This is a genomic window from Leptolyngbya sp. UWPOB_LEPTO1 (assembly GCF_017302695.1).
GTDB classification, from domain to species: Bacteria; Cyanobacteriota; Cyanobacteriia; order Leptolyngbyales; family Leptolyngbyaceae; genus Leptolyngbya; species Leptolyngbya boryana.
The window spans coordinates 20862-45337 of record NZ_JAFLCJ010000019.1 but is presented as its reverse complement, the minus strand read 5'-3'; the positions used below and the strand labels follow the sequence as shown (position 1 = coordinate 45337).

The 24476-nt window shown below is 46.1% G+C and carries 21 protein-coding genes; 11 read left to right on the top strand and 10 right to left on the bottom strand.

The window, feature by feature from the left end; genetic code table 11:
• Both J0L70_RS23955 and J0L70_RS23950 read left to right on the top strand, forming a co-directional pair.
• Complete coding sequence (locus tag J0L70_RS23955) at nt 1-453, top strand: hypothetical protein (protein WP_287456191.1); 453 nt, start codon at nt 1-3, stop codon at nt 451-453.
• Nucleotides 454-474: 21 nt separating this feature from the next.
• Nucleotides 475-1974 carry a helix-turn-helix domain-containing protein gene (locus J0L70_RS23950; RefSeq protein ID WP_287456189.1) on the top strand — a complete coding sequence of 500 codons (1500 nt, stop codon included), beginning with the start codon at nt 475-477 and terminating at the stop codon, nt 1972-1974.
• Here the strand turns inward: J0L70_RS23950 and aac(6') are convergent.
• Together aac(6') and J0L70_RS23940 are read right to left on the bottom strand one after the other, a co-directional pair.
• The gene (gene aac(6'), locus J0L70_RS23945; RefSeq protein ID WP_287456188.1) at nt 1949-2401 is read right to left on the bottom strand and encodes an aminoglycoside 6'-N-acetyltransferase; all 453 of its coding nucleotides are present in this window, start codon (nt 2399-2401) and stop codon (nt 1949-1951) included. The genes J0L70_RS23950 and aac(6') overlap by 26 nt on opposite strands.
• Before the next feature lie 3 nt (nt 2402-2404).
• Entirely contained in the window at nt 2405-5500 is a 3096-nt protein-coding gene (locus J0L70_RS23940) for a HEAT repeat domain-containing protein (protein WP_287456186.1), read from the bottom strand.
• A gap of 98 nt (nt 5501-5598) precedes the next feature.
• Here J0L70_RS23940 and J0L70_RS23935 point away from each other — a divergent pair, with 98 nt between their 5' ends.
• Both J0L70_RS23935 and J0L70_RS23930 read left to right on the top strand, forming a co-directional pair.
• Nucleotides 5599-5841, top strand: coding sequence for a hypothetical protein (locus J0L70_RS23935; RefSeq protein WP_287456185.1), 243 nt, complete (start codon nt 5599-5601; stop codon nt 5839-5841).
• A 433-nt stretch (nt 5842-6274) separates the two neighbouring features.
• Nucleotides 6275-8050, top strand: a complete 1776-nt coding sequence (locus J0L70_RS23930; RefSeq protein ID WP_287456184.1) for a hypothetical protein — start codon at nt 6275-6277, stop codon at nt 8048-8050.
• A 9-nt stretch (nt 8051-8059) separates the two neighbouring features.
• On the opposite strand, the gene J0L70_RS23925 is transcribed toward J0L70_RS23930, so the two are convergent.
• The gene (locus tag J0L70_RS23925) at nt 8060-8710 is read right to left on the bottom strand and encodes a response regulator (protein ID WP_190649406.1); all 651 of its coding nucleotides are present in this window, start codon (nt 8708-8710) and stop codon (nt 8060-8062) included.
• A 521-nt stretch (nt 8711-9231) separates the two neighbouring features.
• Here J0L70_RS23925 and J0L70_RS23920 point away from each other — a divergent pair.
• From J0L70_RS23920 to J0L70_RS23905, 4 genes are all read left to right on the top strand, one after another.
• The gene (locus J0L70_RS23920; protein WP_190649404.1) at nt 9232-9612 is read left to right on the top strand and encodes a hypothetical protein; all 381 of its coding nucleotides are present in this window, start codon (nt 9232-9234) and stop codon (nt 9610-9612) included.
• Between the two features lie 388 nt (nt 9613-10000).
• Nucleotides 10001-11104: a hybrid sensor histidine kinase/response regulator gene (locus J0L70_RS23915; protein WP_190649402.1), complete on the top strand. Its 1104-nt coding sequence runs from the start codon at nt 10001-10003 to the stop codon at nt 11102-11104.
• A gap of 61 nt (nt 11105-11165) precedes the next feature.
• Nucleotides 11166-12035 (top strand): recombinase RecA, encoded by an 870-nt coding sequence (gene recA / locus J0L70_RS23910; protein ID WP_190649400.1) that lies wholly within the window; start codon nt 11166-11168, stop codon nt 12033-12035.
• 300 nt (nt 12036-12335) lie between these two features.
• Entirely contained in the window at nt 12336-12653 is a 318-nt protein-coding gene (locus J0L70_RS23905; protein ID WP_190649398.1) for a hypothetical protein, read from the top strand.
• 43 nt (nt 12654-12696) lie between these two features.
• Here the strand turns inward: J0L70_RS23905 and J0L70_RS23900 are convergent, their stop codons facing one another.
• The 3 genes from J0L70_RS23900 to J0L70_RS23890 form a co-directional block, all read right to left on the bottom strand.
• A complete protein-coding gene (locus J0L70_RS23900) occupies nt 12697-13179 on the bottom strand; it encodes a hypothetical protein (protein ID WP_190649396.1) in 483 nt (160 codons plus the stop codon).
• Between the two features lie 32 nt (nt 13180-13211).
• Nucleotides 13212-14132, bottom strand: coding sequence for a hypothetical protein (locus J0L70_RS23895; RefSeq protein WP_287456182.1), 921 nt, complete (start codon nt 14130-14132; stop codon nt 13212-13214).
• An 84-nt stretch (nt 14133-14216) separates the two neighbouring features.
• Nucleotides 14217-15773 carry an ATP-binding protein gene (locus J0L70_RS23890; protein ID WP_287456181.1) on the bottom strand — a complete coding sequence of 519 codons (1557 nt, stop codon included), beginning with the start codon at nt 15771-15773 and terminating at the stop codon, nt 14217-14219.
• Between the two features lie 190 nt (nt 15774-15963).
• Here J0L70_RS23890 and J0L70_RS23885 point away from each other — a divergent pair, with 190 nt between their 5' ends.
• Genes J0L70_RS23885 through J0L70_RS23875 form a run of 3 tightly spaced genes read left to right on the top strand, consistent with a single transcriptional unit; the run spans nt 15964 to nt 18775 of the window.
• The gene (locus tag J0L70_RS23885) at nt 15964-17757 is read left to right on the top strand and encodes a M23 family peptidase (protein ID WP_190649392.1); all 1794 of its coding nucleotides are present in this window, start codon (nt 15964-15966) and stop codon (nt 17755-17757) included.
• Nucleotides 17758-17774: 17 nt separating this feature from the next.
• Nucleotides 17775-18338 carry a hypothetical protein gene (locus J0L70_RS23880; protein WP_190649390.1) on the top strand — a complete coding sequence of 188 codons (564 nt, stop codon included), beginning with the start codon at nt 17775-17777 and terminating at the stop codon, nt 18336-18338.
• Nucleotides 18339-18388: 50 nt separating this feature from the next.
• On the top strand, nt 18389-18775 hold the full coding sequence (locus J0L70_RS23875) for a hypothetical protein (protein WP_190649388.1): 387 nt from the start codon (nt 18389-18391) through the stop codon (nt 18773-18775).
• On the opposite strand, the gene J0L70_RS23870 is transcribed toward J0L70_RS23875, so the two are convergent.
• The 4 genes from J0L70_RS23870 to J0L70_RS23855 form a co-directional block, all read right to left on the bottom strand.
• Nucleotides 18772-19929, bottom strand: a complete 1158-nt coding sequence (locus J0L70_RS23870; RefSeq protein ID WP_190649386.1) for a tyrosine-type recombinase/integrase — start codon at nt 19927-19929, stop codon at nt 18772-18774. The genes J0L70_RS23875 and J0L70_RS23870 overlap by 4 nt on opposite strands.
• Nucleotides 19930-20782: 853 nt before the next feature.
• The gene (locus J0L70_RS23865; RefSeq protein ID WP_287456179.1) at nt 20783-23491 is read right to left on the bottom strand and encodes a DUF3987 domain-containing protein; all 2709 of its coding nucleotides are present in this window, start codon (nt 23489-23491) and stop codon (nt 20783-20785) included.
• Nucleotides 23492-23798: 307 nt separating this feature from the next.
• Nucleotides 23799-24140, bottom strand: coding sequence for a hypothetical protein (locus J0L70_RS23860; RefSeq protein ID WP_287456178.1), 342 nt, complete (start codon nt 24138-24140; stop codon nt 23799-23801).
• Nucleotides 24141-24431, bottom strand: a complete 291-nt coding sequence (locus J0L70_RS23855; RefSeq protein WP_287456177.1) for a hypothetical protein — start codon at nt 24429-24431, stop codon at nt 24141-24143. It lies immediately after the preceding gene.
• Between the last annotated feature and the right edge of the window lie 45 nt (nt 24432-24476).

Below are 24476 nucleotides of genomic sequence, written 5' to 3'. Positions count from 1 at the left end.
ATGAAGCCATTCTCAGTATTGTTCACCCTCAGCATTGTGCTGCTGGCTCCCGGTTTTGCTCAAGCTCATCCTCGCCCAATCAGAACAGTTGCGCCAATATCTCGTGCGATCGCAATCAAAGTTTGGGCTGGACGAATCACAGCGATCGACTTCAGCCGCACAAATCAGAAAATCACCAGCGTTGTCCTCGCCGATCCGTCCAGGCTGGTCTATACGCTGGATACTCCCATTACATCGGGTCAAGCTTTAACGCTTTTTCTGCGGCAAATTGAACCGCTGAAGTTTCCAGGTGTCACGTCTTCAAAACAAACCAATCTATTGATCAAAACGATCGATCCACAGGGCAAGCCGCAGCTTCATTCGTTTGAGATTGCTATTGCTACCGGAACGCCAGAATACAGCATTGTCGAAGCTTCTCGAACAGTACCGCAAGGATGGATTCATCGCCGTTAACAATATCAGTCAATGAACATCATGACTCAAGCTTCTAACTATGCAAATCGGCGAGGTCGCTACCCCGCTTTTTCCCGCCCAACGACGAGTCCAGATTTATTTCCGGATGGTTCAACAGATCGACTTGCTTCTAACCGTCTCATTTGGGAAAGTTGCAACATCTTGACGCAAGGCGAAGATTTGGGCTGGCTTCAGAATGATCAAGATTTACCGCACTACAAAAGCCTTGTAGCGAAAGGAAAAGGCTACATTTCATTCTGGCTCACAGAAGATCTTCACACCGACCACCCTGCGATCTTGGAAAGTGAAGCGGCGTTGGCACTGATTGAGCAGTTCGATATTCGTGCAGCTTGTCTACATCTGATCTATGCAGCGCACGCCACTCAACTCGAACGCCCGTGGGAGCAATCCTTCGTCCTCAGTGATGTGCAACTCGAACACTACTTGGGGCTGAATCGCAATAAAAAGCTGAACAAGCAACAGAAGTTAGAGCAAATGTTGGAGTGGGCAAAGCAACCTTGCCGACTGTTGGTTTACATCTCCTATCCCTCTCAGGGTAAAGTGCCGATGTTCTCAGTCAGTCGAACTTGGCTTTGGGAGATTGCTGAACCGATCCTGCACTATCAAAACTGCTTCACGGATGCTCAAGGCAAGCCGATTGGCAGCAAAAAATTGATGGGATTTACACTGAAAGTCCGATGTGGGCATTGGGCAGAGTACTTCTTGAATGAAGAGCGACGATGTAATGAGTTAGGTTACTACGAATGCGGCATTTTGTCGAAACAGATCTTGCATGACTTGATGGGGATGTGGCATCACCAGGAGGGAGCCGCTCGATTGATCACCTGGTTACTCTTCAAAACGAGAGTGAATCGGTCTAGCCCAATCACGGTCGAAACCTTGATGAAGGTTGCTTTTGGAGAAGCAGCCCTGCAAGCGGCTCGAACAGATTCGCAAGAACGAAAAACCATTGTGCGGAAGTGGATTTGTGTTTTACGATCGCTCCTCTCCAAAGGTTGGCAGATTACCCCTGATGCGAAGACTTACCCAATGCAGTATTGGGTTGAGACACCAACGATAAAAGAATTAGAACAGATTCCAGATGATCCAGACGATGCGATCGCATTTTGGACAGACGATGCAAACGCACCGAAGGACAAACAGTTAACGCACACCAAGCGACGAGTTCGCGGCAGCTTTGAGCCTTTACTGACGGGGCGGCTCTGGATTAATCCCCCTGGCAACATTATGCACAAACTTGACCCCGCTCCAAAAGTCGATCGAATATCTAGGTCTAAATCAAGGAAAGCTGCTGACTCAGCTAAGCTGTCAACTTCCCAAATAATCCAGTCTGGGCATCAGTTGAAGCAATTCAGAATTGCAAAAGGGTGGAGTCAGGCTGAGCTAGCAGAGCAACTCGATCGCAGCGTCAGTTGGGTCAAGATGGTAGAAAGTGGTAAACGGCAAATTCAATCGATTGATCAAAGTAAACTGCTTAATGAGACGCAACCACAGGCTTAATAAAACAGACAACTCGTTCAACTTCTTCAAATCCAATATGCGTATGAAATTCATAGCTCTCTGTGTTTTCGAGCAGCGCATCTGAAGCCAATTGAGTACACCCTTGTTCAACCGCCCACTGTTCAGCATATTGAATCAGAGCTTTTCCAAGACCTTGCTTACGGTAATTTTCTTTGACGTAGATTCCCTCGATGTAGGCAACTGGACTTTGGGTTGCGCCTGGAACGTAATCATGACGTAGCGAAAGATTCATGAATGCGATCGCGCTTCCATCCTCCGCTCTCGCCAAAAATGCAGCTTCACGAGGGGACTGAAGAATTGTAGTCAAACTGGCGTGCATTTCTTCAATTGAATTATCTGACCAGAGTTGCATTGCCAGATCTAGCCATTCGTTGAAGTCAGCTTGAGTTATTTTGATAATGTCCATGGTCTATGTAGTGCAATCGTGATCGTTTTCGGGTAGCTCGGCATTAGTAGTATCAAGAGACTCATGCCATGCTTGATAAAAATCTGAATACCTTATTCTTTGAGCGCATAGCCAAACAATCTGATAAATCTGGATATAACGCATAGTGCTTGTGAACTGTTGATTTTGTAGATAGCTCTTCAACCCCAAAACTGTCAGATAGCAAAGCCGCCGCTGATTAGGGCTATTTATAATTTGATCAAAAACTCTAACAGTTACTGCCAGCAGATTATTAGAGTTCTGTACGAAATCAATAAGTATCTCAACAACTTTTTCATCACCAACAGAGATCCTTCCTAAAATTTCAATTATTATTTGTAAGGTCAGGGTGTCTGTACAAGTGAAAAGTTGTTTGGTCAATTCTTCAACTACTCTTGGATAGTCTGACTTAGCGTATTCTAGTATCTCTTGAATAGCCCAACTTCGAGCCAGATTAGGAGAGTTACTACCCAGCAAATCTGTATTTGATTTGCTGTTCATCCAAAATTTCTCTGATTCAGTTATTTCTTCCTGGCTATACTCATGAGCGTCGTAGTTATAAGTTATGGTAGAACCCTGTTCCAAAAGCTTTTTTGCTTGATAAGAAATATAGTTGTCTGAACTACTTGATAGCTCAAACAGTGTATCTCTAGCTGTAACATCTCCACTATCAAAACTCAGCATAGACCATGCTGCTTGAAGACGATCATCAGCATTATTTGATGAATTCATCCTTCGTTTAAGGAATTCTCTTGGTAATGGATCGCCAGGTGAAATTCTGCCCAAGGTTTTAACAATCAAATCTTGCTCTTCTTTGATTACTGCTGTATGTAGTATGTTTTTTAGTCTATTAATGGCTGGTTCACTTTTATGTGCAATCTTAATTAGACTTTTAGAAGCTTCAGAGCGCGCAAAGAAGAAGTTCTGAACTGGCACGTATTGATAAAAATCTTTGCACTGAATGATTTGAATCAGTACATCGATAGCTTTTGAGTTATTTTCACCTAATAAGCCTAAAATTTTAGCCGCTTTAAGAGCAACATCTGCATTAGGATGTGTATTATTAATCGAATCAGGAATAAAGGCTGAAATTATAGTCTCTACAAGTTTTTCCGTATCTGTTTCCAATAATGCCAATTCTGCCATCAATGGAATCGGATCTAGAAAGTTCTGCCACTTACCTCCTGACTGATCAAAGAAACCAAAGTATAACTTGCTCGCCTCCAAAACAATCAAATCTGAGAGCTTGCAATCTTTAAACTCCGCCGTACATGCAGCAGCTATAAAAATAGCTTGAATCTCATAACATCCAAGACATCCATCCTTAAATTCTATTAATTCTCTAATTAATCTATTCTTCCTATCTTCTAATGTTTTGTCATCGCGTCCTAGCCATAACAATAAGACCTCTTTGAATTTTGGTTCAAAAACTCGGTAACAACTTTCTGAAAGGCTAGGATTATCAACACTATGCTTCAGAAAGAATTGTTCGTCACAGATTGCTAATGCTGCAAAATACTCCTGAAAGGTTGGATGAAAAAACGTATAGACTTTTTCCGAAAATTCATCAGAATCTCTAGCAATTTGCAGCCAGCCAAGATTGAGAGCCAACCAGAAATCGGAGCCATCCTCATCAGGATCACCCAGTTCAGAAAATACCAACTCATAAGATAAGCGAAATGGCGATGCTTCCTTATCTAAAGCACGACACGCCAACCGACCGAGGGCTTGATTGAGTTTCTCTTGTTGAGCTACCGTATTTGGGAAAAAACCATAGTTCAAGTCTTTCTTCTTCCACTTAGTTCGATTCCATTTGTAAAACTCACTGACAAATCGCTTGTACAGTTCAGCTTTTGTCGCAGGCAAGCTCTCATGCTCATGCCACGTTGTACAAAGCATCATTAATCGTAGTGGGTTACAAGCGAGTTGCTGAAGTCGAGCCTGCTCAGGAAGAGCAAGCGCAGTTCTGAGACGCTCACCACTTAATTCATCGCTCTTGCGAAATCCACTTCTGATGAACTGTTCTACCTGAGTCGGATAATGAAATTCTTTTGTACGATAAGTTTGGAAATCCCTCAATGCATTGATATCTGCATCCCAAACATTGACTCGACAGGTTAGAACAATGTGTGACTGAGCAAGCCAACTCCGAAGCTGATTGTTGACCTCACGCAGCGTAATTCCCGACGATGCAACAATTTCATCAGCCCCATCTAGTAAAAACCATATTCGCTGTTGACCGAGTTGTTTCAAAAAATCAGATCTGATTTCTTCAGTCACATCTGAGATGGCATCTTCTAACCACACCTGCGTCAGGTAATCTTTCAATCGCTGCAACTCACCATTTTTAATCAAGTCGCCCAGTGAAATCCAAATCGGTAGCCCCAGCTTCTGATCCAGAATCCAGAACGCGATGTGCTGTAGAAGGGTTGTCTTTCCTGCTCCAGGTTCACCCACAATGGCAATACGATCGCTCTTACCCTGCCGCAAGACCTGCTCCCGAAACACCTCATACTCGATCGGTGGCTTCTCCTCATATCGATCAGTTGGACGTTCAGGACGAACTTCTTGGCTCACACGGTCTGGCTCCTTCCGTTCAATCAACGCTAATGAAACAAAAACCTCGTCATCCAAGAGATCAAACTGCATTGCCTCAGAAGCAATGACTTCATTTGTGCTGAGTTTCTTCTGACGATCGAGCATTGCTCGGCAAATCTGCTGCCAATTGATGCGATGATTCTCACCTCGTCCGTAGCCTGCCTCAATCAATAATTGGCGTAAACATTTCCAATCGACTTTATCCTCACCCGGCAAAATTCTAAGAATTTGAGAGCTAACGCCTCTCGACAAAGCAGTATTAACTGTGCCTTTCCCAACAAAGCATTGCTTTGCAATTTCCTCCTTATCTAAACCACAAAGTATGCCCTTCAAATAGCGCCAAACTTGAGGATCAATCTGTCCGCTCACTTCCAAATCAGCGCGAAGCCTACCCAGGTCAAAATCGCGGTCGGCTTGCTCGAAAGGAGAAGATTGTGAGGAATCCAAAGACATCAGAGCTTGAGGAATCGAAAAGGTATTCAATGTGACACTGGCACAATGCTAACAGATTGCTAACGATTGTGAGGCGACATCAGAAAGATACATTCATAAGCTGGATTCATTGAGTTCAACTGAAATTAATGGAACCCCTAAATTCTGTCTCTTCCAAATTTGAAGTTCAACCTGTTCGGGTTATCGTAACCAATCCCAACTCTATCGAGCCTCCCTCTGCCTGGATGCAATACGGAACTAGCCCAACCGAAATCATCTTGGCGATCGCGATCGTGATCACATCGCTGGCTGGCATGATTGGAGCGATCGCGCTGCTGGTACAAGTTCTCGTGCCCGTCATGAGATCGAATTCATCTCAACCCAAGCAATAGCTCATTTTTAGGGTGCAAGAAAAGACAGAAATCAGAGCATTTCAAGGTTTTCTGCACCCTAAAATCGCGCTTTCAGCTTCACGGAAATACCCCTCATCCTGCTTCAGTGTCACAATCTTATCTGCCAGTAAATCCATTGCAGTGCAAAGCGATCGTCGTTAGAGGAATGTTAAAAAATACCCCTCACTTATTCCAGAAATACCCCTCACCTATTCCAGAAATACCTCCCACTCTGTCTTAAAGTTACAAAAAAATTCCTGCATCTCTTCCCCTATCAGCGTCGCAAAAAATGGTCACACGTCTGATTCTTCTGATCAGATTGATCGCACCCTGGTTCAAAGTCCAATTTGTGACCACTGCTAGGCTATGACGGAATTCGATGCAGTCGAGGTAGTCTATCGTTCACGCAACGTCACAGCGATCGTTTCAATTTGTGGAAGAGGACAACGAGTTTCTCAGTCTCTTCCCGCATCGCTATGACTTCATCTGGGCAGCACATACAGTAGCCAACGCCAAAGTCGAATGGCAAACGGAAACGCGCTACCCACTAAGCGATCGCATCATTCAACAAGGTTCTTCCCTCTACGGCGTTCGCTTCGGCTCCCAAACTCAGTACTTTCTGCTCGATATCGACATCAATAGCCCCTACCATCCCAATCAAGACCCATTCGCTATTCCTTCGATTGTGGCAGCTGTGGAACCGTTAGGAATCGTTCGCTATATCGGTTGCATATCGAGCTACAGCGGGGGCTTACATCTGTACTTTCCGTTTCAGCAAATCCAGGATTCTTGGAAGATTGCGATCTCGCTCACCACCCTGCTCGAAAACGCTGGCTTCAAACTGCATCCTGGACAGCTCGAACTCTTCCCCAATCCCAAACCCTACAGCACTGAGCCGAGCTTATTCAATGCTCACCGCTTACCATTGCAAATCGGTTCATATCTCGTGAATCAGGACTTTCAACCGATTTGGAGTAGCCATGATCGCTTCGTCGAGCAATGGAAATTCGCTCAAGCTCGAAACGACTTGGATACTGATGTTCTCAGGCGAATTCTCAAACAATTGAAGCGACCACCTTTCCAGTTTTCTGGCAAGGCAGATAAATTCCTGAGCGACTTAAATGCTGAAATCGAAGCAGGCTGGACAGACTACGGGCAAACTAACCGTCTGCTCGGTCGAATTGCGATGCGGACTTACATCTTCCACCATGTTCTCTTCGGCGGCAAACCACTAGAAGGACAAGCTTTGATTGATGAAATTGTGGCAGTGGCGAGAGCACTCCCTGGTTACTCAGAATGGTGCCGTCATCAGCATGAGATCAAACATCGTGCAGCAGAATGGGCAAGGTGTATCGAAAACAGTCGCTATTTTCACTATGGCGAACGAGCAAAGAAAACCAATGTAGAAACCCCATCGACTTGGAATCAGCAACAATTGGAAAATGCCAGAGTTCGGATTCGAGATGCGATCACAGATTTAATAGAACAAGATATTTTAGCAACTGGAGCAACTGCTCGATTTCAGCAATTGCTTCAATTCGGCATTGGTGGCAGTACTCTGTATCGTCATCGAGATTTATGGCATCCGGCTCATCTCACCGACCTCCCCCAGACCCCCTCTAGCTTCAAATCGAACTGCCCGTTAGATTGCAATGGAGGAGCATCTAACGGGCACTGTCCGACAAGCTTATTTCCCATGGATGGCAGTAATGCTACTCAGGGCAATAGTTCTAGCAATTTAGAGGAGTTCAATTCAGAGGATTCAGGTCGTAATGCTTCTGAATCTACTACGATCGACCCCACTCAAATCCATGCTTTACTTCAAGCAACGCGGCTGCGCTTACAAGCGGAGCAAGTAGCACGACAGCAAGCAGCTGAACTCATCAAACAGCAACAGGAACAGCAAAAAAATGAACTTGCTCGAGCTAGGCAGATTAACAGGATGCAGCAGTTTCTAAACTCTGGCGATTCTATTTTGATTGCAGAAGCCATGACTTGGGCGCAGGCTCATCCCAATATTCTTGATCTCCGGCAATGGGTTTTGATGTTTGATAGCTCAACCCAGATCAAGCAGGAGCATTTACGCTGTGCGATCGCGCATCTACTCCATCAACTCAATCTTGATCCATTGAATGAGTTCGAGTTGGATCACGCTGAATTGCACACCCTGCTCATGGATTTGAAAGAGCGTTTTCTAGATTCCAGTTAACGGAACAAATTATTCGATGATTCTGGCTTTCATTGCGATCGCGGCTGCCTCAGTTCGATCATTTGCTCGAAGCTTGCCCAAAATACTGCGGACATGATGTTTGACCGTTCCCAAACTGAGAAAGAGCTTTTCTGCGATCGAGTTATTCGTATGACCCTGCACAATCAATCCCAATACCTCGACTTCCTGCGTCGTTAAGGGAGAATCTTCGAGCATTGCATTGAGGTTCGCTTGCTGCGTGTGCTTCAAGACAATTCGTGCGATCGCAGGGTCTAACCACGGCTCACCTGCATAAGTTATTTTCAGTGCTTCGAGAAGTAGCCTGTTCTTAATCGTCTTGATGCAGTAAGAGTCAACGCCTGCCGCGAGTGCTTTGAACACCATTGACTCATCAATGTAGCCTGTCAAAATCAGAAACTTTGTCTCCGCCCGATTATGCTTAGAGGATCGGAACCGTTGAATCAGTTCGATGCCCGTAAAATCGGGCAGTCCGACATCGACGATCGCGACATCGGGCTGAGTTTCCTGCAACAAAATCAATCCATCCGTCGCTGTCGCCGCCTCTCCAACAATCTGAATGTCAGATTGTTGGGCTAACGCATTTTTAATCCCCGTACAAAGTAGACTGTGATCCTCAATCATCGCAACACGCATCTTCATGTTGATCACCCTGTCATCATTTGGTTTGCAACGCAGCTTCACGCATTCCAACCCTGCTTCTCTCGCCATTATTGCTGAGTCGCAAAGTTTGAATCGTTCGAGGTTCAAGCCAGAAGGTGAGACTCGAATTATCCCGTCCCAATCGCTTGAGTGGTCTATTTCTTCGTAGCAATGAACCCTCTGTATGGCAGACCGAAACCCTGATTGCGTTACGAGAGATTACAAAACGGATTGAAGCTAATGTGAAGCTTGCAACAGACTTTGTAAAAATCTGATTAAGTAGGACTCTATAAAATAGGTCTTGATTTCTGGCTCCGTCTTGTTCCAAATTTCAAATTGGCACATCTTGATCAGAAATTGCCCTCGCTCCCTGAACCGATCTCAATTTAGCTTCAGTAAGGAAACGATTTAGATAGTTTCCTCAAATATGGTCTTTTCGTGAAACTGGAGTACCGCTACTGCGTCAGATGAAATGATCCCGATAGGATGAAAACCGACCACCCCTTCGCGATGGTTGTCTTATGCCCCAAGCAAAATCCAAATCCGCTTCAACTGATCCTCCTGACCCTGACCAAGCCTGCCGTCCGACTTTTTACATGACTGCTGAATTGCTTGCCGCGATCGATGAGCAATGCACTACGGAAAGCAACAAGAAACGCTCTCCGCTCGTGTCAGAAATTTTGCAAGTTGTGTTGACCTCTGAGTTGGGTCAAGAACTACGATCGCAAGCTCTAGCAAGCCAACACAGCCTGGCTGAGGAACTAAAGCGCAATCTCATCTTGTTCAATCCGGCGGTTCCACTGGATCAAATCCGTTCCCTTGCAACCAATAGCCAACGAAACCCAGATCAGATGGTCATTCATCTCATCTTGTTAGGATTGCAAGCCTATCAGCAAGGCTAACCTGGAAGTTCACCAGTTCTATAATTTCTGCTCCAAGTTTAGAATTCACTCTGATCAATACCAGAATAGACGCATTAAAAAGTGACCACTTGCTTGTGCAGAATTAGAGACTCATGGTTCCTCAAAATTGGCTGTTTTTATACCTTATTGAGCGAATTTATGACTCGGTCTTGACTTCACAAATTCAGCCAATTTCGTTACACTACCTGAACTAAGTAATATTCCTGAAATCTATCTCTTTTTCTTACATGGGTGATCTAAGCCAATGTCTCGATTTCTCTGGATTGAGACGTTAGCTAAAGTCTCAAAATTAGCACGATTCAGGGTTAGGGTGCAGTTTTAGGGTGCAGTCTGATTTGTCATTCTGATCGAGATAATGTGTGAATCTATGCACTCAAGATCCGCTTCCTCAGTTGTTCCCGTTCCAACTATTCTTCTCGTTGATGATACTCCCAGCAGTCTGCAATTGCTCCAAGAAGCATTGCAACAGCAAGGCTACCAAGTTGCAATTGCACAGACTGGACAAGAAGCCCTCACCTTTATCACAAATGCACCACCCGACCTAATTTTGCTCGATGTCGTCATGCCTGGAATGGATGGCTACGAGGTCACGCGACAAATTCACCAGAACACAGCTTTGCCCTTCATTCCAATCGTTCTGATCACGGCTTACGACTACTCGTTGATGGAGGTATTTGAAGCAGGCGCGATCGACATTGTTGAAAAATCAAACTCGCTTGATGAATTAGTGGCGCGAGTTGAGAGTTTGCTTGCTCTCAAGCAAATCTGGAATGACCAAATCCAAACCTCGCAAGAACAAGCCTCAATGATGGTGGGACTCACGCATGATCTGAGGACACCGATTGTAGCTGCCAATCAAATGCTGGAACAAATTCAAGTTGGAGATTTTGGCAACACATTGCTGGACTTGCAACCGCCGTTAGCGCAGTTGATTAGCAATAACCAAGCAATGCTCAACATTGTCGAGACTGCTCTAGAAACTTATCAATACGACACCCAGGACAAAGCACTTGCATTTTTCCCAGTAGACCTGGTGGAACTGAGCCGAGAGGTGTTAGCAGAACTGCGATCGCTTGCGACTCAGAAAGGGATCGAACTGCGATTAGTCAATGCTGGATTCGTTGAAGCAAGGGGCGATCGCTTAGAGCTACATCGCTTGCTCACGAATCTAGTCAGTAATGCAATTCGATTCACAGACGTAGGCTTTGTGGAAATTCGGCTCCGAAGAGTCTTGATCGATCAGGCTGACTGGGCAGTCATTGAAGTAATCGATACAGGTACTGGCATCTCTGAAACACAGCAGGAACAGTTATTCAGGCGATTTACACCCGGTCAGAGTTCTCAATCGGGAAATGGGTTAGGACTTTATCTATGTCAGCAGATCGTTACCGCACACCAAGGCAGAATCGAGGTGCAATCTATCCTTTCTGAAGGAACCACATTTACCATCCAAATTCCGGCAATCAGGTAAGTTATTTGCTGGAAGGCAAGCTACCGCTCAGACAGGGCTGATCACTCACCTTCCAGCAGTTATGACGCATTCCACAACCGATTCATCCGTTCAAAAGCTGATTCAGAACATCGATCGACAATATGGCTATGGCACACTCATGCGCCTTGGCGACACTCGACGATTGGACATCAAGACGTTAGACTTGGGGATTCCGAAGCTCGACAATATCTTGGGTGGAGGATTGCCTCAAGGTCGCATCATTGAAATTTTCGGTCCTGAAGGCTCAGGCAAAACTACACTTGCCCTCCATGCTATCCTGCAAGCGCAACAGTATGGCGGAACTGCCGCATTCATTGACGCAGAACACGCGCTTGATCCAGAGTATGCCCGTCAATTGGGAGTTGACACAGATAACTTACTTATCTCACAACCGGATTCTGCTGAAATGGCACTGGCACTCGTTGAAACCTTAATTGAGTCGAAAGCGATCTCTGTCATTGTGATTGATTCCGTCGCTGCCTTGATTCCCGAAGCAGAGCGCGATGCCGAAATTGGTGATTACCTTGTCGGCATTCACTCTCGACTGATGAGCAAAGCTTTGCGCCGTATCGTGGCACGGTTCAATGCCACCCAATCCCAATGCATCGTCATCTTTACTAATCAACTTCGCTACCTGCAAGGTGTCGTCTATGGTTCACCGGAAACGACTACAGGCGGTCGGGCACTACGCTTTTATGCTTCTCTGCGTCTGGAGGTGCGACGGATTCAAACACTGAAACGAGGGACAGACGAATATGGCATCGTTGTCAAGGTGAAAGCCGTCAAAAATAAGGTCGCATCGCCATTTCGTTCCGTTGAACTGAACCTCCAATTTGGCAGGGGCTTCGTGCCTGACGAAAAGCTACCGTTCAATCAAAGCGATCCACAGTTGGTGTCCGATGAGTTTTAGGGTGCAGCGAAACCTGGATCAGACATGCTATTGCAACAATCTTAGGCGTTGCTGAATGTAAGTATGATTTGCCCTCATCCCCAGCCCTTCTCTTCAGGGAGAAGGGAGCTAGAAACCTCTTGTTCCCTCTCCTTAGGGAGAGGGTTAGGGCGGTTCGGAATTCATACGCTGATTCAGCAACGCCCAATCTTGCACCCTAAATTAAGTTCGCCTGACTTCAGCCTTCAAGTTTAGGGTGCATAACTTTGCTTACTGACTAGGCATTGCAGTGAATCGTTGCACCCTAAATTTTGCTGAATTATGTCCCGGAAGTGTCCTTGTTTCCAGCATTCTATTACCGTTGAAGAATTGCTTCAACTTGCCTGCCAACTTTCGCCTTTGGAACTTGGCGAATTGATCGCAGCCTTATCAGCATTGAAAGAAGCGATCATACAAGACCAAGAAATCCTAGCCACTACAATGAACACCACTAGAGATCGCAATCAGAATGGCAAATCAGCCCATATTGCTTGGAAGCAAATCAATGGATGCGGTCCTTATCCCTATTTGCGATTCCGAGAAGGCAAGAGGTATCGCAGCTATTATCTCAAAGGACTTAAAAAAGAAGCCAAGAGGTGACGATCTCACAAAGATAGCTTCCTTTAAAAAGTAATCGTGATTACTAGGAAATCCATAGAGGAACCAGCTTCTCACCCTCGACCACTAAAACACCAGTTACGCGAGGAGTTTTAGATTGGTTAAGAATGTATTCCTCTAATTCGTTGGAAGTTTCACAAGCAGCCTCGTGAATCCGCTCAACTTTAGCTTTGAGCAGATTGATCAAGGTTTGGCTTTCTTGCACAAATGCTAGAACGTCTGAATAGCGATAAACATGACCATGTAGCAGATGCCACTTTCGAGTCGTGTAGAGCTGTTCATAAAATCGTTTCATCTGCTCTCGAATAAAATCATTGAGGAACTGGTCTAGCTCTGCATCAAGCGCACCAAGCGCATCCAATTTTACACAAGCTTCGTGAAAGGATCCATCAACATCTGCCACTCGAATTTCATTAGAAATTTGTCGGAAGAACAAATCCAAGTAAGACCCTTGATAGAGTAACGCCTCAATATCACGCAGAAGTTGACGTGCTTGTTTAATGTGCATAGTAGAGGGGGATATAAAGTGGTTTGAATCAATTAGCTCAAAAGATAGTTGACAACTCGTTGAGCGCGAGCTTCAAAAAACTTGGACTCTTGATGATGAATAGTCCGAAGAACTGCATTGCATTGCGTCAATGAATGGTGATCCAGAATTTGCCCAATCTGTGTCACGAGTTGATATGCACCCAAAGCGACTAACGATGCAGAGACAATGTGCAGAACGGGAACCAACACTGGGAGAAAGGCTGGGATCGCAGCAAATGCAGCACTACTAACGCCCCCGGTTAAAGCTCCTTCCAGACCACTTAGAAATGTAGCAACAATCGCTTGATCGAGTTCTATTTCTCCTCGCTCTACAGCTAGAAAGTGCGTCAGCCCTGATAGTAGAATTGCTACTGTACCTCCAGCGACTGCGCCCGTTGCCGCTGCATGGCTGACTTCTACAATTGCGCTCTTAATTTGATACTGTCGAATTGCTTTGAGCGGACGTTTTGCACCTTCCGAAACTTGTTGAGCGGAAACATTCGATTCTTGAACGTTTGAATTTTTCGGGGATTGAGCTTGCTGTTTAGGAGTTCTGATTTCCTGATTTCCGTATGCGCCACTTTTCGCCGCATTGTCTGCTAATCCTGCGCTGCGCTTATGTTGCTGTTCTCGAATAACGTTGCCGGAAAAACGATCTCGAATTTGAATGTCAGGGGAATTTTTTCCATTGATGCCTAAAACGTCAACCTGGACTTTTCCACCTAAATGAAATTGCTGATCCATTGCATCGAGAAATTCAAAGGCAAAGCCTTCACGACAGGCAATTGGCGAATTGCTCTGTTCCACCATCTTAATTTGAAACTTGCTTCCCAAATCTCGAATATTCTGTGAGACGAATCGAGCGTTTCCATTGAGATAGAAACTTGTACCCATGAAAAAATCTGACCGTTTGACGGATTGTTGTTCGTCCATGTTCATTCAATGCAGATGGAGTATCCTTAGTAATCCTCGTCACCTCGTCCAGCTCAAATCAGCAACGCACACTTTATAAATTCTTCATTGATCGGTTGATATTTTCTCATGTACTTGGAAAAGTTTTTGCTCTGGTAATGTCCATTGGCTGCGATCGTAAGAAGCCGCCGGACGCGCAAAAGACGCTCGGTTCCGAATTGCCAAAATTGCTTCCTCTTCCCGAATCATGGCAGGAACGATTAGAGAACGCTGTTCTAACAAATCTGCGATCGCACACCGTCCCGGTCTACCTTGATAAAACACCTCCTGCGCCGTCTTCCGCACTATCAACGCAATCTCAGCAGGCGTACAAAGATGAGTCATCTTGAGCAACTTTCGCCACTCGGACTCGGTGAACTTGGGCAAAGTTGGAAAGTACTTGGCTAGATGCACCTCGAAAATATCTTTCCTCGCGCCTGCATGAGGTAAATCGACAAACACGATCGTATCAAAGCGGCGAATCAATTCCGGTGGCAGCTTCTCTAAACGATTGCAGGTCGCAACCACATAGACAGGCTCAATTCGCTCTTGCATCCAAGTCAGTAATTTGTTTGCTAATCGCCCCTCAATGCCCCCATCTGTGTCCGAATTCCACCCTGCAAAGCCTTTGTCAAAGTCATCAAAGAAGAGAACGACTGGAGCGTTAACGCAGCACTGTTCTAGTAAAAAATCCAGATTGCGTTCAGATTGACCTGGCTTTGGCGACCTCAAACTTCCCCAGTTCGCTGCTAACAGAGGCACACCCATTTTATGAGCAGCATATTTAGCAGACAGGCTTTTTCCGGTTCCGGGTGGTCCCCACAGCAGAATCCCTTTCGGCAATGACAGCCCGTACTTCCTGGCATCCGGTGATAGCAAAGCACAGTCTCGATCCAAAATTGCTTCTAGTAAGTCCAGTCCCATCGGTTGTACATCGGGCTGTGCCATGAATTCTAAGCCGCGCTGTTGGAGCTTCGAGACTTTGTAAGTCAGGAGCGATCGCGCCCAATCCTCGACGGTACAGCAAGTTCCTTTGTGTCGCTCTAAAACAATTTTCAATTCCCCTAGCGGCAACCCTAGACAAGCCCGACTGATGCGGTGCAAGACTTCTGGGTCATTCAGGGTAGAGTAAACCGATTGGATGAGATCATTGACGACTTGAGGATTGGGGAGCGGGTAACGCAGAGTCGGAATGAGTGGAATCAACGATATTGGCAGATGAATCACATCGTCAATCAGAAGTAGCTCTAGATTAGGATGAAATCGTAATTCATAAAATGTGTCAATCAATTTCGCAATGATTGCTGGATCTAGTTCGCCTGCTTGATTAAGCGTGAGCAAACCTTCGATAACAAACACACCCTTCTCGTAGTGAGATAAGATAAACCACAAAATATTAGGAATTGCATCGTAGTATTCAGTCGAAAACTGAAGGCGCCCGTTCAGCAATTCAACCTTTTGCAGATGTTGAGTACCGCGACTCCAGAAGCAAAGTCCATTTTTGGCAGATTGTAAGGACTGCTCCAGCAGAATATGTCGTTCTGTCGCTGGCGCTTGGATTGCCACAATCTGAACTTGCGATCGCAATAGTTGAATCAGATCGTTCATCAAGGAAGGCATCATTGTCGTGAAAGAAAGAACAATGATCGAGTGAATCAGAATGACTGCTGATTGTCCTCTCCACATTGGGGGTCAAACCTCTGCCAAATAGTAGAGTCACAGCCTATTGCAGCTTAACAAAGTGCCATTTTCCAGAGGCAGGCGGTCGCAGTCTCTTCTTACAACAAAAGGCAGTGTTTTGAGACGACTGGCTATGTTGCGACCTCGAAGGATCTTGCGCCGCCCCTTGCTCTGGGTTCAGGTAATTCTAGTTTGTCTAGCTTGCAGTCTTTGGATCGTCAGCACGATCAATCCTGGGCAACCAACAGAGACTTCCCTACCCACGCAAATCGAAACTACTCAAACCGGACAGTCGTTGCTCCTGCCGGATTGGAGCGTGATCAGTTTGTCGATGCTGCCACCAATTCAGACCAGTGGACAGGTGATGCTTTCGGATCGTTCGGTTCATTGGACGGCAGGACAACAGATCGATGAAGTCTTGAGATTGGGTGACTTAGCGCACGCCCTCCATGCCGAGGAGTTAACACTGAACCTCATTACAGAACGCAGCGGCATCACAACCCAAGATACTGCGTTGAGTCAGTTTGAATTAGCCACTCAACAAACCCTTGGGCATCTTGCTGCGATTGTCCCTAATCTAGCTGAGCGCAAAATTAGCGAAGTTCCGCCCATCCGTGAGTTGGTGGGCAATAAGCCAGGGCAAACGATCGCACAACTGTTAGCCAGTGATCCTGTGATCGCATCTCGCCCACTCAAGTCCATCAATCTCACTCCCTATCAACTTTCTGCCATTCCTAATCTCGATGCGGTTCCCCTCAAGAATTTCCAAAATTGGCAGACTGCGATCGTCAGTCAGGTTCCTGGGTTGAGCCAACTTCCTCTCAATGCTTTTCCTCAACCGCTCAATTTAGTAGGCGGCACAATTGCTCGAATTGACATAATTTATGGCGCAAAAGAAGCAAAGCGGAATCGCACGATTTCCGGTTCCTACCAACAAGGGTTCAGTGTTGCTTGTACTGGCAATTGCGCCTACATCGAACTGGATGATTTAGAAAATACGGGACGGAATCGGCGGAATCGTTCAGAAGGACTGCAATGGATTTCCGGCAAGTATCAAACCGTGGACGGTGGAGAAGGCTGTTTAGCAGGCATCAATGCAGGCAAAGAACCCACGGGGCGACATCCCTTTGGCTCACTGTTCAAAGTTGTCGTGATGGAACCCAGTGAGCAAACCGATCAAGTCGATACCACCTTGTATTTTCGATTCAGTAGCGTCTGTGGTTCATCACCCTACATTCTGGGACCTGTTCCCTTCTTCCGGTATTCCACGAACTCCCTCATGTTCATTGGTGCATCGGATTGGCAAGCAAGCTTAACCGGACGAGCCACTTCCAGTCAAGCTGTCCGTTCCGCAGAGCAAGCATCCCCTGAGTCTACCGACTCCTCGCGACGAATTCCTAGCCGTTGCTCAGGTCAAACCGTACAAAGCATCTATTTAGATCGATTTGCTCAAGCGTTAGCTGCACTTGAAAGTCAGCAAGACTACATGGCAGTTGGAGTGTACACCTGTGCGGATGACGAAAAGAACTGCGGTCGAGCATTAGGCAAATATCAGTTCATGCCATACAACGAGTTTGCGACCGCACTGATTCAAGCCAAACCGGGTGGAACTGAATTCCTGAAACGTGTTCAAAACGGTGACTTACCCAGTGAGCGCGACTTGATGCAATTCTTCCCACCTGCGGATCAAGATCAAGCTTTTCAGAATTCCATTGTCCAAAAAATCAATGCCAGTGCTGAGGAAGTTGACCCACGAACAGGGCAACGCTTCACGAGCGATCGCTTAATCGAACGTGTTGCCCAAAAACACTTTGGCGGTGATGCTGCTGCGATCGATAGTCAAAGCTCGGATGTATTTGGAGCTTTATCTTTATCTGACTACGGAATCAAAGCAAGACAGCACTATCAAGCGAATCGAAACTGCTGAAAACTCCACTTACACTCATGAATCGAATTCGACTATCTTTTCCATCTCCATCTAAATCATTGCTGCGATTTATATTGCTGCTCAAAGTTGGGATTGTCATTGCTCTTTTGGTTGCAGGATTCAACTTATCTGGTTGCACTAGACAGAATCTTGTCTTGGTAGGAACACCTTTGGAATGGAAGGATGCTGAGGGCATCCCACAAGAAACGTTGTACAGCTTTATTCAACAATCTACTTCGCTCTCTTTAGAGCAACAGAAAACAGTCCCAGTTCAAATTGCTTATTTACATGGCAAAGAGGAGCTTTTTTTTCTCAACTTCTCTCAAGCCTCTGAGTTATGTGGCGAGTTGGGTTGCCTCATCGTTGCTTTCCAGGCTAATCGTCCCCACTCTTTGGCTTGGAGTACCTATTTGTCCCCAAACTTACCCAAGTCGATCCCACTCATTGCTCAGACTGGGACTCAATCAGTTCGATCGCTCATTGTGAATCAATTGGAGGGAAACCAGATTCGACAAATGCTCTATGCCTGGAACGGTTCTGAGTATCACCTAGAAAAAAGCATCAAAGTAAATGGTTACTAATCACTCACAAATTTTGTGTCTTCTACGCTCATCTTTAGCAATGTTGCCTTATGAATCAAGAAGATCCTACTATCCTTTTGCAACAAGCGATCGCACTCTTTCAGCGAGCCGAAGCACTTTTAGAAGAAGTCAATGCCAAAGTTGCCCAACTAGAAATACCTACAATTGTTCCTGAGTGGATCGATAAACATGATGCCGCTAAAATCGTTTGCAAGCACTGGAAAACCTTGGATCGTTGGCGAGTCGCAGAAGGGAGCAGCCTAGTAGAGGGAATTCACTGGCAGCATGATGGTGGCGAAGTTGTCTACCACGCAGAACTTCTCAAAGATTGGTATCGAAATCGGAGTAACCCCGTTGCTCACTATCGAGCGATCGAGCATTTCACCCGCAACTCGTCCAGTAATCAACCGAAGAAGCGTGGACGCAAGGCAAGTTAATCATCACCCAAAAAATCGGGTGGCGCATTCGGTTTTCCATAATCACCCACGTAGTTCCGAAATAAAGTCCGTGGATCATGCCCTAGACGTTGTGCAACACTTGCGGGATTTTCCTCATACTCATAAATTGAGATCGTCGCATTCGTGTGCCGACTGATGTAGGGACGACGATAATCAATCTCCAACTTTTTCAGAATGGTCTTCCAAGCTCGTTTCGCAAAATTACGTGGGTTGATGATCCTGCCCCGACGAGATGGAAAAACGGAGGCATTAGGATCAGCATTTTCAGGGCGACGTGCCTGGACTAGCTTTTGTAAACGTGGTGTCAGTGGGAAGGAACGCGCTTCATTGGTTTTGGTGGCTTTGCGATCGCCATCAACCGTAACACTTTCTCCAATCCAAACTTCCCCGCAGTCATCACTAAAATGTTTCCAACACAACGCTACAGCCTCTCCAGTCCGGCATCCAACCCCTAGGAAGAACTCCACAAAATCGCCGTAGTAAGAATATTCGGGATCAAGGCGAAATCCTTGTACAATTTTCCGAACTTCTTCAATGCTGAGGGGTTTCTTTTTCTGTTTCGGTGGAACTTTATGCTTCTCGCACAATCGAGTCCAAGGATTCTTATGATCACTTGGGATTCTCGCATCTTCAATTCCCCAATCCCAAGCTGCCGATGCAAGGTAAAGCTTATCTCTCACGGTCACAGGGGCTAGGTTTTCGCTCTGGGTTAACCAATCTCGGAATGTGATCGCTTCTGCCTCTCCGACACTCAACACTGCTTTGGATTTGAAGAACTTTCTGAGATGGGTGAGCAATCCTCGGTACTTAATCAGCGTTGATTTGTAGACATAAGGCGTTTTTGCTGCAATGAACTTTTCAAACAGATCTACAACCGTCAATTTGCCATTCGCACGATCGCCCCGGTACTTCCGCAAAGTAGGGTCAAAAAGCTGATTTACAATGTCTCGCTCAATTAACTTGGCTTGCAGTTCTGCCGCTGCTCGATTGGCTTTTGTATCGGGTAGCCCGATCGCAATTTCGTAGCGTTTTCCATTTCCCCCCAATTCGACTGACCAAGACCAGCGAAGATAGAGGCGATCGTCGTTGGAACGTACTGTCACTGTGCCTTTTGACGCTTTTGAGGATGGCATTGGGGGGAATCTCCATTGGGGTGACAACAGGATCTCTTTCCCCCCAATTCTCCCCCAACAAACCTCCCAAATCGCCCTAAATCGTCCCGCCTAATTGACACTACGAAGACAGAAAATTCTCATTAAAAAACCGTACAACCCTTAAGTTGTACGGTTTTCGTTAATCGGAGCGGCGGGATTTGAACCCACGACCCCTACTACCCCAAGGTAGGCAGTAAATCCCTAAAACCTTCATCAGAAGGGAGATAGAGCGTTCTCAATAAGTGGTATGCCATTGAGAACGCCAGTTGCCCTACTTCAAACAAGTAGGGGTCGTTGATTTCATTTGATAAAAAAAAACAGCCTATTTATTTTTTATATCCTCAATATCCTCAATGTCCTCAAATCGATGAAGCCCTTACAGTGAGAGGCTTCCAGTTGAGGATATTGTATCCTCACTGATGTCCTCAATTTTTGAGGACAAGTGATTCTTCGGGTGTCAGGCGGCGAAAAAAAAAACCACATCCTCAAAAAACGAGAACGTGGTTTTGGTGAATTTTTTACTGGAATTAACTTGCCTTCCTTCTTGGATTACCAGGCATCGATCTTTGAAACTCTGAGATCGCGTTGAGGTGCATATTTCTGTCTGACTGGCTAACCGCTACAAGCCAAATTTGGATCATCTTCTTGTTGTAGGTGATGCGTCCCCGCTCGTTTGGTTGAAACCAGTGAATCCCTTTGTGCCATGCAAGAGGATCGAGCGGGTTGTCTCTCCCGTGTGTTCTGCGACGGTCGATCGTAGATTCAGACTCGCTAAGAAGCTCTTGAATCTCTCTTAGAGAACAAATCTCAAGGAATTCATTGTATGCTCTGCTCACGACGCTACCTCCACCGTGTTAGGGAACGGTCGTAGATCATTTTCGTTAAATGATTGTTCCTGTCCTTCAAGTGTGCGGCAGACAGCCATTCCGTTGCTGTATCCAACGACATTCATGCGGAAAAGGAATCGCTCAATCATTTTGAGATTCCGACCGCAGTAAAGCACTTCATCCCCCTGCTTGTATTTTTGCTTCTGAGCCTGACTGTCCTCAACGATCTCCTCAGTTTTGGCTTGAGCCTGACTGTCCTCAATGATCTCCTCAGTTTTGGATCGAGGTTGAGCATGATCTGTAAAAGCGCGAAAACAAATCTTCTTCTCGCCTTGAATTTCCCCGTATCCCATCTCTGCTAGTTGCTTGAAGAAGCCTTGAACGTCCTCTTTTTTCCAGCCAAATTTCTTCCGCTCGTAGAGACCGTTTACATCTCGCGCAGAGATCCAGTCGTTTTTCGATTTTGCAAGCTCAAGAATCTTGAGGAGGTTGCTAGACAGGGCAAATTCCTTGGAGTCCGAGCTTTTGTAAATCGCTTCGATCTGCTGGGCAGCAAAATAGGTTAGTTGTGTTGCCTTCACGATTACGTGTTTTGGAATTACCGAGCTAGGGATCACTCTTCCTGCTGCAATTTCATAAATTATGTGCAGGTTGATGGCTAGTTTGCCGATTCGCCCCTGAGACTTGCCCCATACAGCGCGCATGGCTTGGTTTGGGTCGCTGGCGCGTAGTACTTCCAAGCGGTCGCAAACTCCCTGAAAATACTTGAATGCCTCTCGATTTAGTGTGTACTCCATCTCTGGAAGAGCTTGAGCCTTTCGATATAAATCCAAAAGCAAGTCTTGAAGGTCAACCGTACCGGAATCGTCCGGCATCACTGCTGCGACTGTGGGTTGTAAGACGAATATAAATCTCGCCCATTTCCCGTCCGGATCTCGCCCATCTCCTAGAAGTTGTTCGAGAACGCTAGGCTGAATTCCTCCAAAGATCGCCAGATTGAGGCAATCAACATCGTCTCGTAATCCTTCGGATCTTAGGATTTGTCCACCCTGCCCATCGTAATACTCCAGTAAGTCTTGAGAATCAGATCCTCTGCCGCCTCGATACTGATTGAGTCCTGCGAAAATCGAGGAAAGCTCATCGGTCACCCAGACCATCGGTTGATCGGGAACTCGTGAAACTTGCCGTAAAATTGCTTCTCCAGTTGTGCGTGTGAAGAATGGGATTTTGCGCTGCGGCTCCGGCGGTTTTTCCTGATCTTTCTCAAGACCTTTGCATCGTTGCTGCCAGTCCTCCATTTCGGCTTGATGAAGCTCTTTGAAATCATTTTTGACTTCTTTCAATGGCGAGGTGATCGTCGCTTTTGTGACTGGCGTTTTTCTTTGGGATGCTTCAGCGCACATGGCAACAAACAAGTTTGGCGCGACACTGAAGCCGATCGAGCGATTCAGAACAACTTCTGTCCCGTTTCTATGACTACCAGAAATCCCTGCAAGCAAGGCAAAAAGATAACATTCTGGTCTTAAGGACTGCCACTTTGCTAGTTGTAGAATCGGCTTCGAGTATATTTCAGGTAGTTGCTCTGAGATGTCGATCGTTGCTTGACGCGCTTTGATTAAAGCATCAAGATCAATGGCGATTTCGGGTAGCTGTTGTACGTCGTCATGCTCAGACTTTGCAGCATCATAGGCTCTTTTGATTTCAACGGTTGAAATGCCTGCGCTTTTCGCGATCTGCATGAACTCAAACTGCAAGTCAGATTCAGGTAGGTTGTGTTTGACTAGCTCAATGATTTGAGATCGGATTTGGCTGATCGGCATTGGTTGAACGGTTGGCAAGGCAACTAAATTGTTTGTTTTTTGCTGGGCTTCCGCAACTAAACTGCGCTTACCTTCAACCGCACCAACAATCTGTTCAGCGGTTGCACCTGATTCAATCCAGTCCGCAATGTCCAAGCCGCCACTATTCGGCAGCGCTTTCCACAAAGGCGATTCAGGGAAGGCATAGAGCCATTTAGCACCCGGATACATTGCTTCGACTGCTTCAGCGTACTTAACGCCTGTTTGATCACGATCTGGGCAGATTACTAACGATGCGCCTTCGAGAAGTTTGGAATAGTCGCCATACTTGCCGAGCGATGCACTTCCACCGATTGAAGTTGTCGCTGGGAGTCCAAGTTTCCACATTGCATCAGCGCAAACTTCACCTTCAACGAAGAAGACTGTCTTGCCTTCTGCGATCGCTGCTTTGATTTCTTGATGGCGATACAGGGCGAGTGCTTTCTTGAGTGGCTCCTTGACTGATTCATCGAGTTTGCTGCCAGCAACCCACTGTCCATTAACGCAATACTCTTGCCAGATCTTCCGTCCACCTTCGCCGTCATCAACGCGGCGTGTGCGGATTGATGGCTCGCCATCAATGTCCGTATGCGTCCATGCGCGGCTTGCCTTGGGGCGAACTGGCTTAGCCTCCTGCTGCTTGTCCTTCCAGGGCGCAATTGCTTCGCGAACCTCAGCGCGATCGCATCCGTTGTAGCAGGTGTAAGCGTTGGTGTTGAGATTGACCGACAAATCATTTCCACCGCAGATCGGGCAGTAATACTTGTCTTTCTTGCCTTTGACTGGAGTGAGCTTGTCAACGTGTTCGCCCATGCGAAATTTGTCAGAGCCTTGCCCTTGAGTCGAGCTTGGGCTAGTATTGGAGTAATTAGACATTTTTTCACCTGACCCGCACCTAATGGATAGCCGCCAAGCATTCAGCATTAGATGCGGGTTCTTCTATTTGTTGTGGTTAAAGGTCTTGGGGGCGCTGCCGCGACAGCGTTGGCTATTTTGTCAGTCCGCGATAGAGTTTTCGCGGTTAATTTCTTGAAAGTTTCGTTGAATGTGGGACTGACTCCCCTCACAGTATCGCGCTGCAACTGCCTTGTTTTAGATCGTGGCATCGCGCCCAGATCAGAAATTTCTTGCTTAAGTGCAATGTAGCATTCTTGCTCCGTGCATTGTGCAAGCGCTACTTGCATCACAAAACAACAATGTTGATCCGATCAGAGTTTTGATCAACGAAGTGCTTTGCGATAGCAACTGCAAGGCGAATCTTTTTGCTTCTGTTTGGCAGTTCGGGGAACAGTTTGTCGATTTGCTCCAGATCGCGTTGAGCGATGTTGATGCTAGTGCCTTTGCCCTTGTTCATATGTTTGCTTCCTTTGTTGCTAAGACCTAGCGAAGTATCGCTAGTCCGTACAAGAAAAAGATATTCAGAGCTGTCTAAAGAGTCCGCAAAACAGTTTTTTGAGTTTGATTTTGGAGCAAACCGTCTATCCCTGAATGCCGCCTGTCTTTTGCTTTCCAACAAGTAAATCATTCAACGCTCCGAAATCATTGCAAGCTCTTCGCTCTCGATCGCCAAGTCAACCGCCGCCACAAACATCAATGTTGAGAGAGCGTCGTTTAAGTCCTGGTACATGCGATCGCTGATTGTTGCCCCGCTCCAAGCTTCCGATAGAACGACTCGAAGCCAGCCATCAAGAGGAGAGATCGTCAGCCAGTAGGCATCGTTATCTAAATGAATATTCGCTAGAATCTGCCCCTGAATTAGCTCAATATCCCCAAAGCCTTTCGCTGCCAAAGTTTTGATGATTTCCGAAACTTTCATCGTCTAATTTCCACATAATTGAATTCTCAAAACATCCGAGTATCT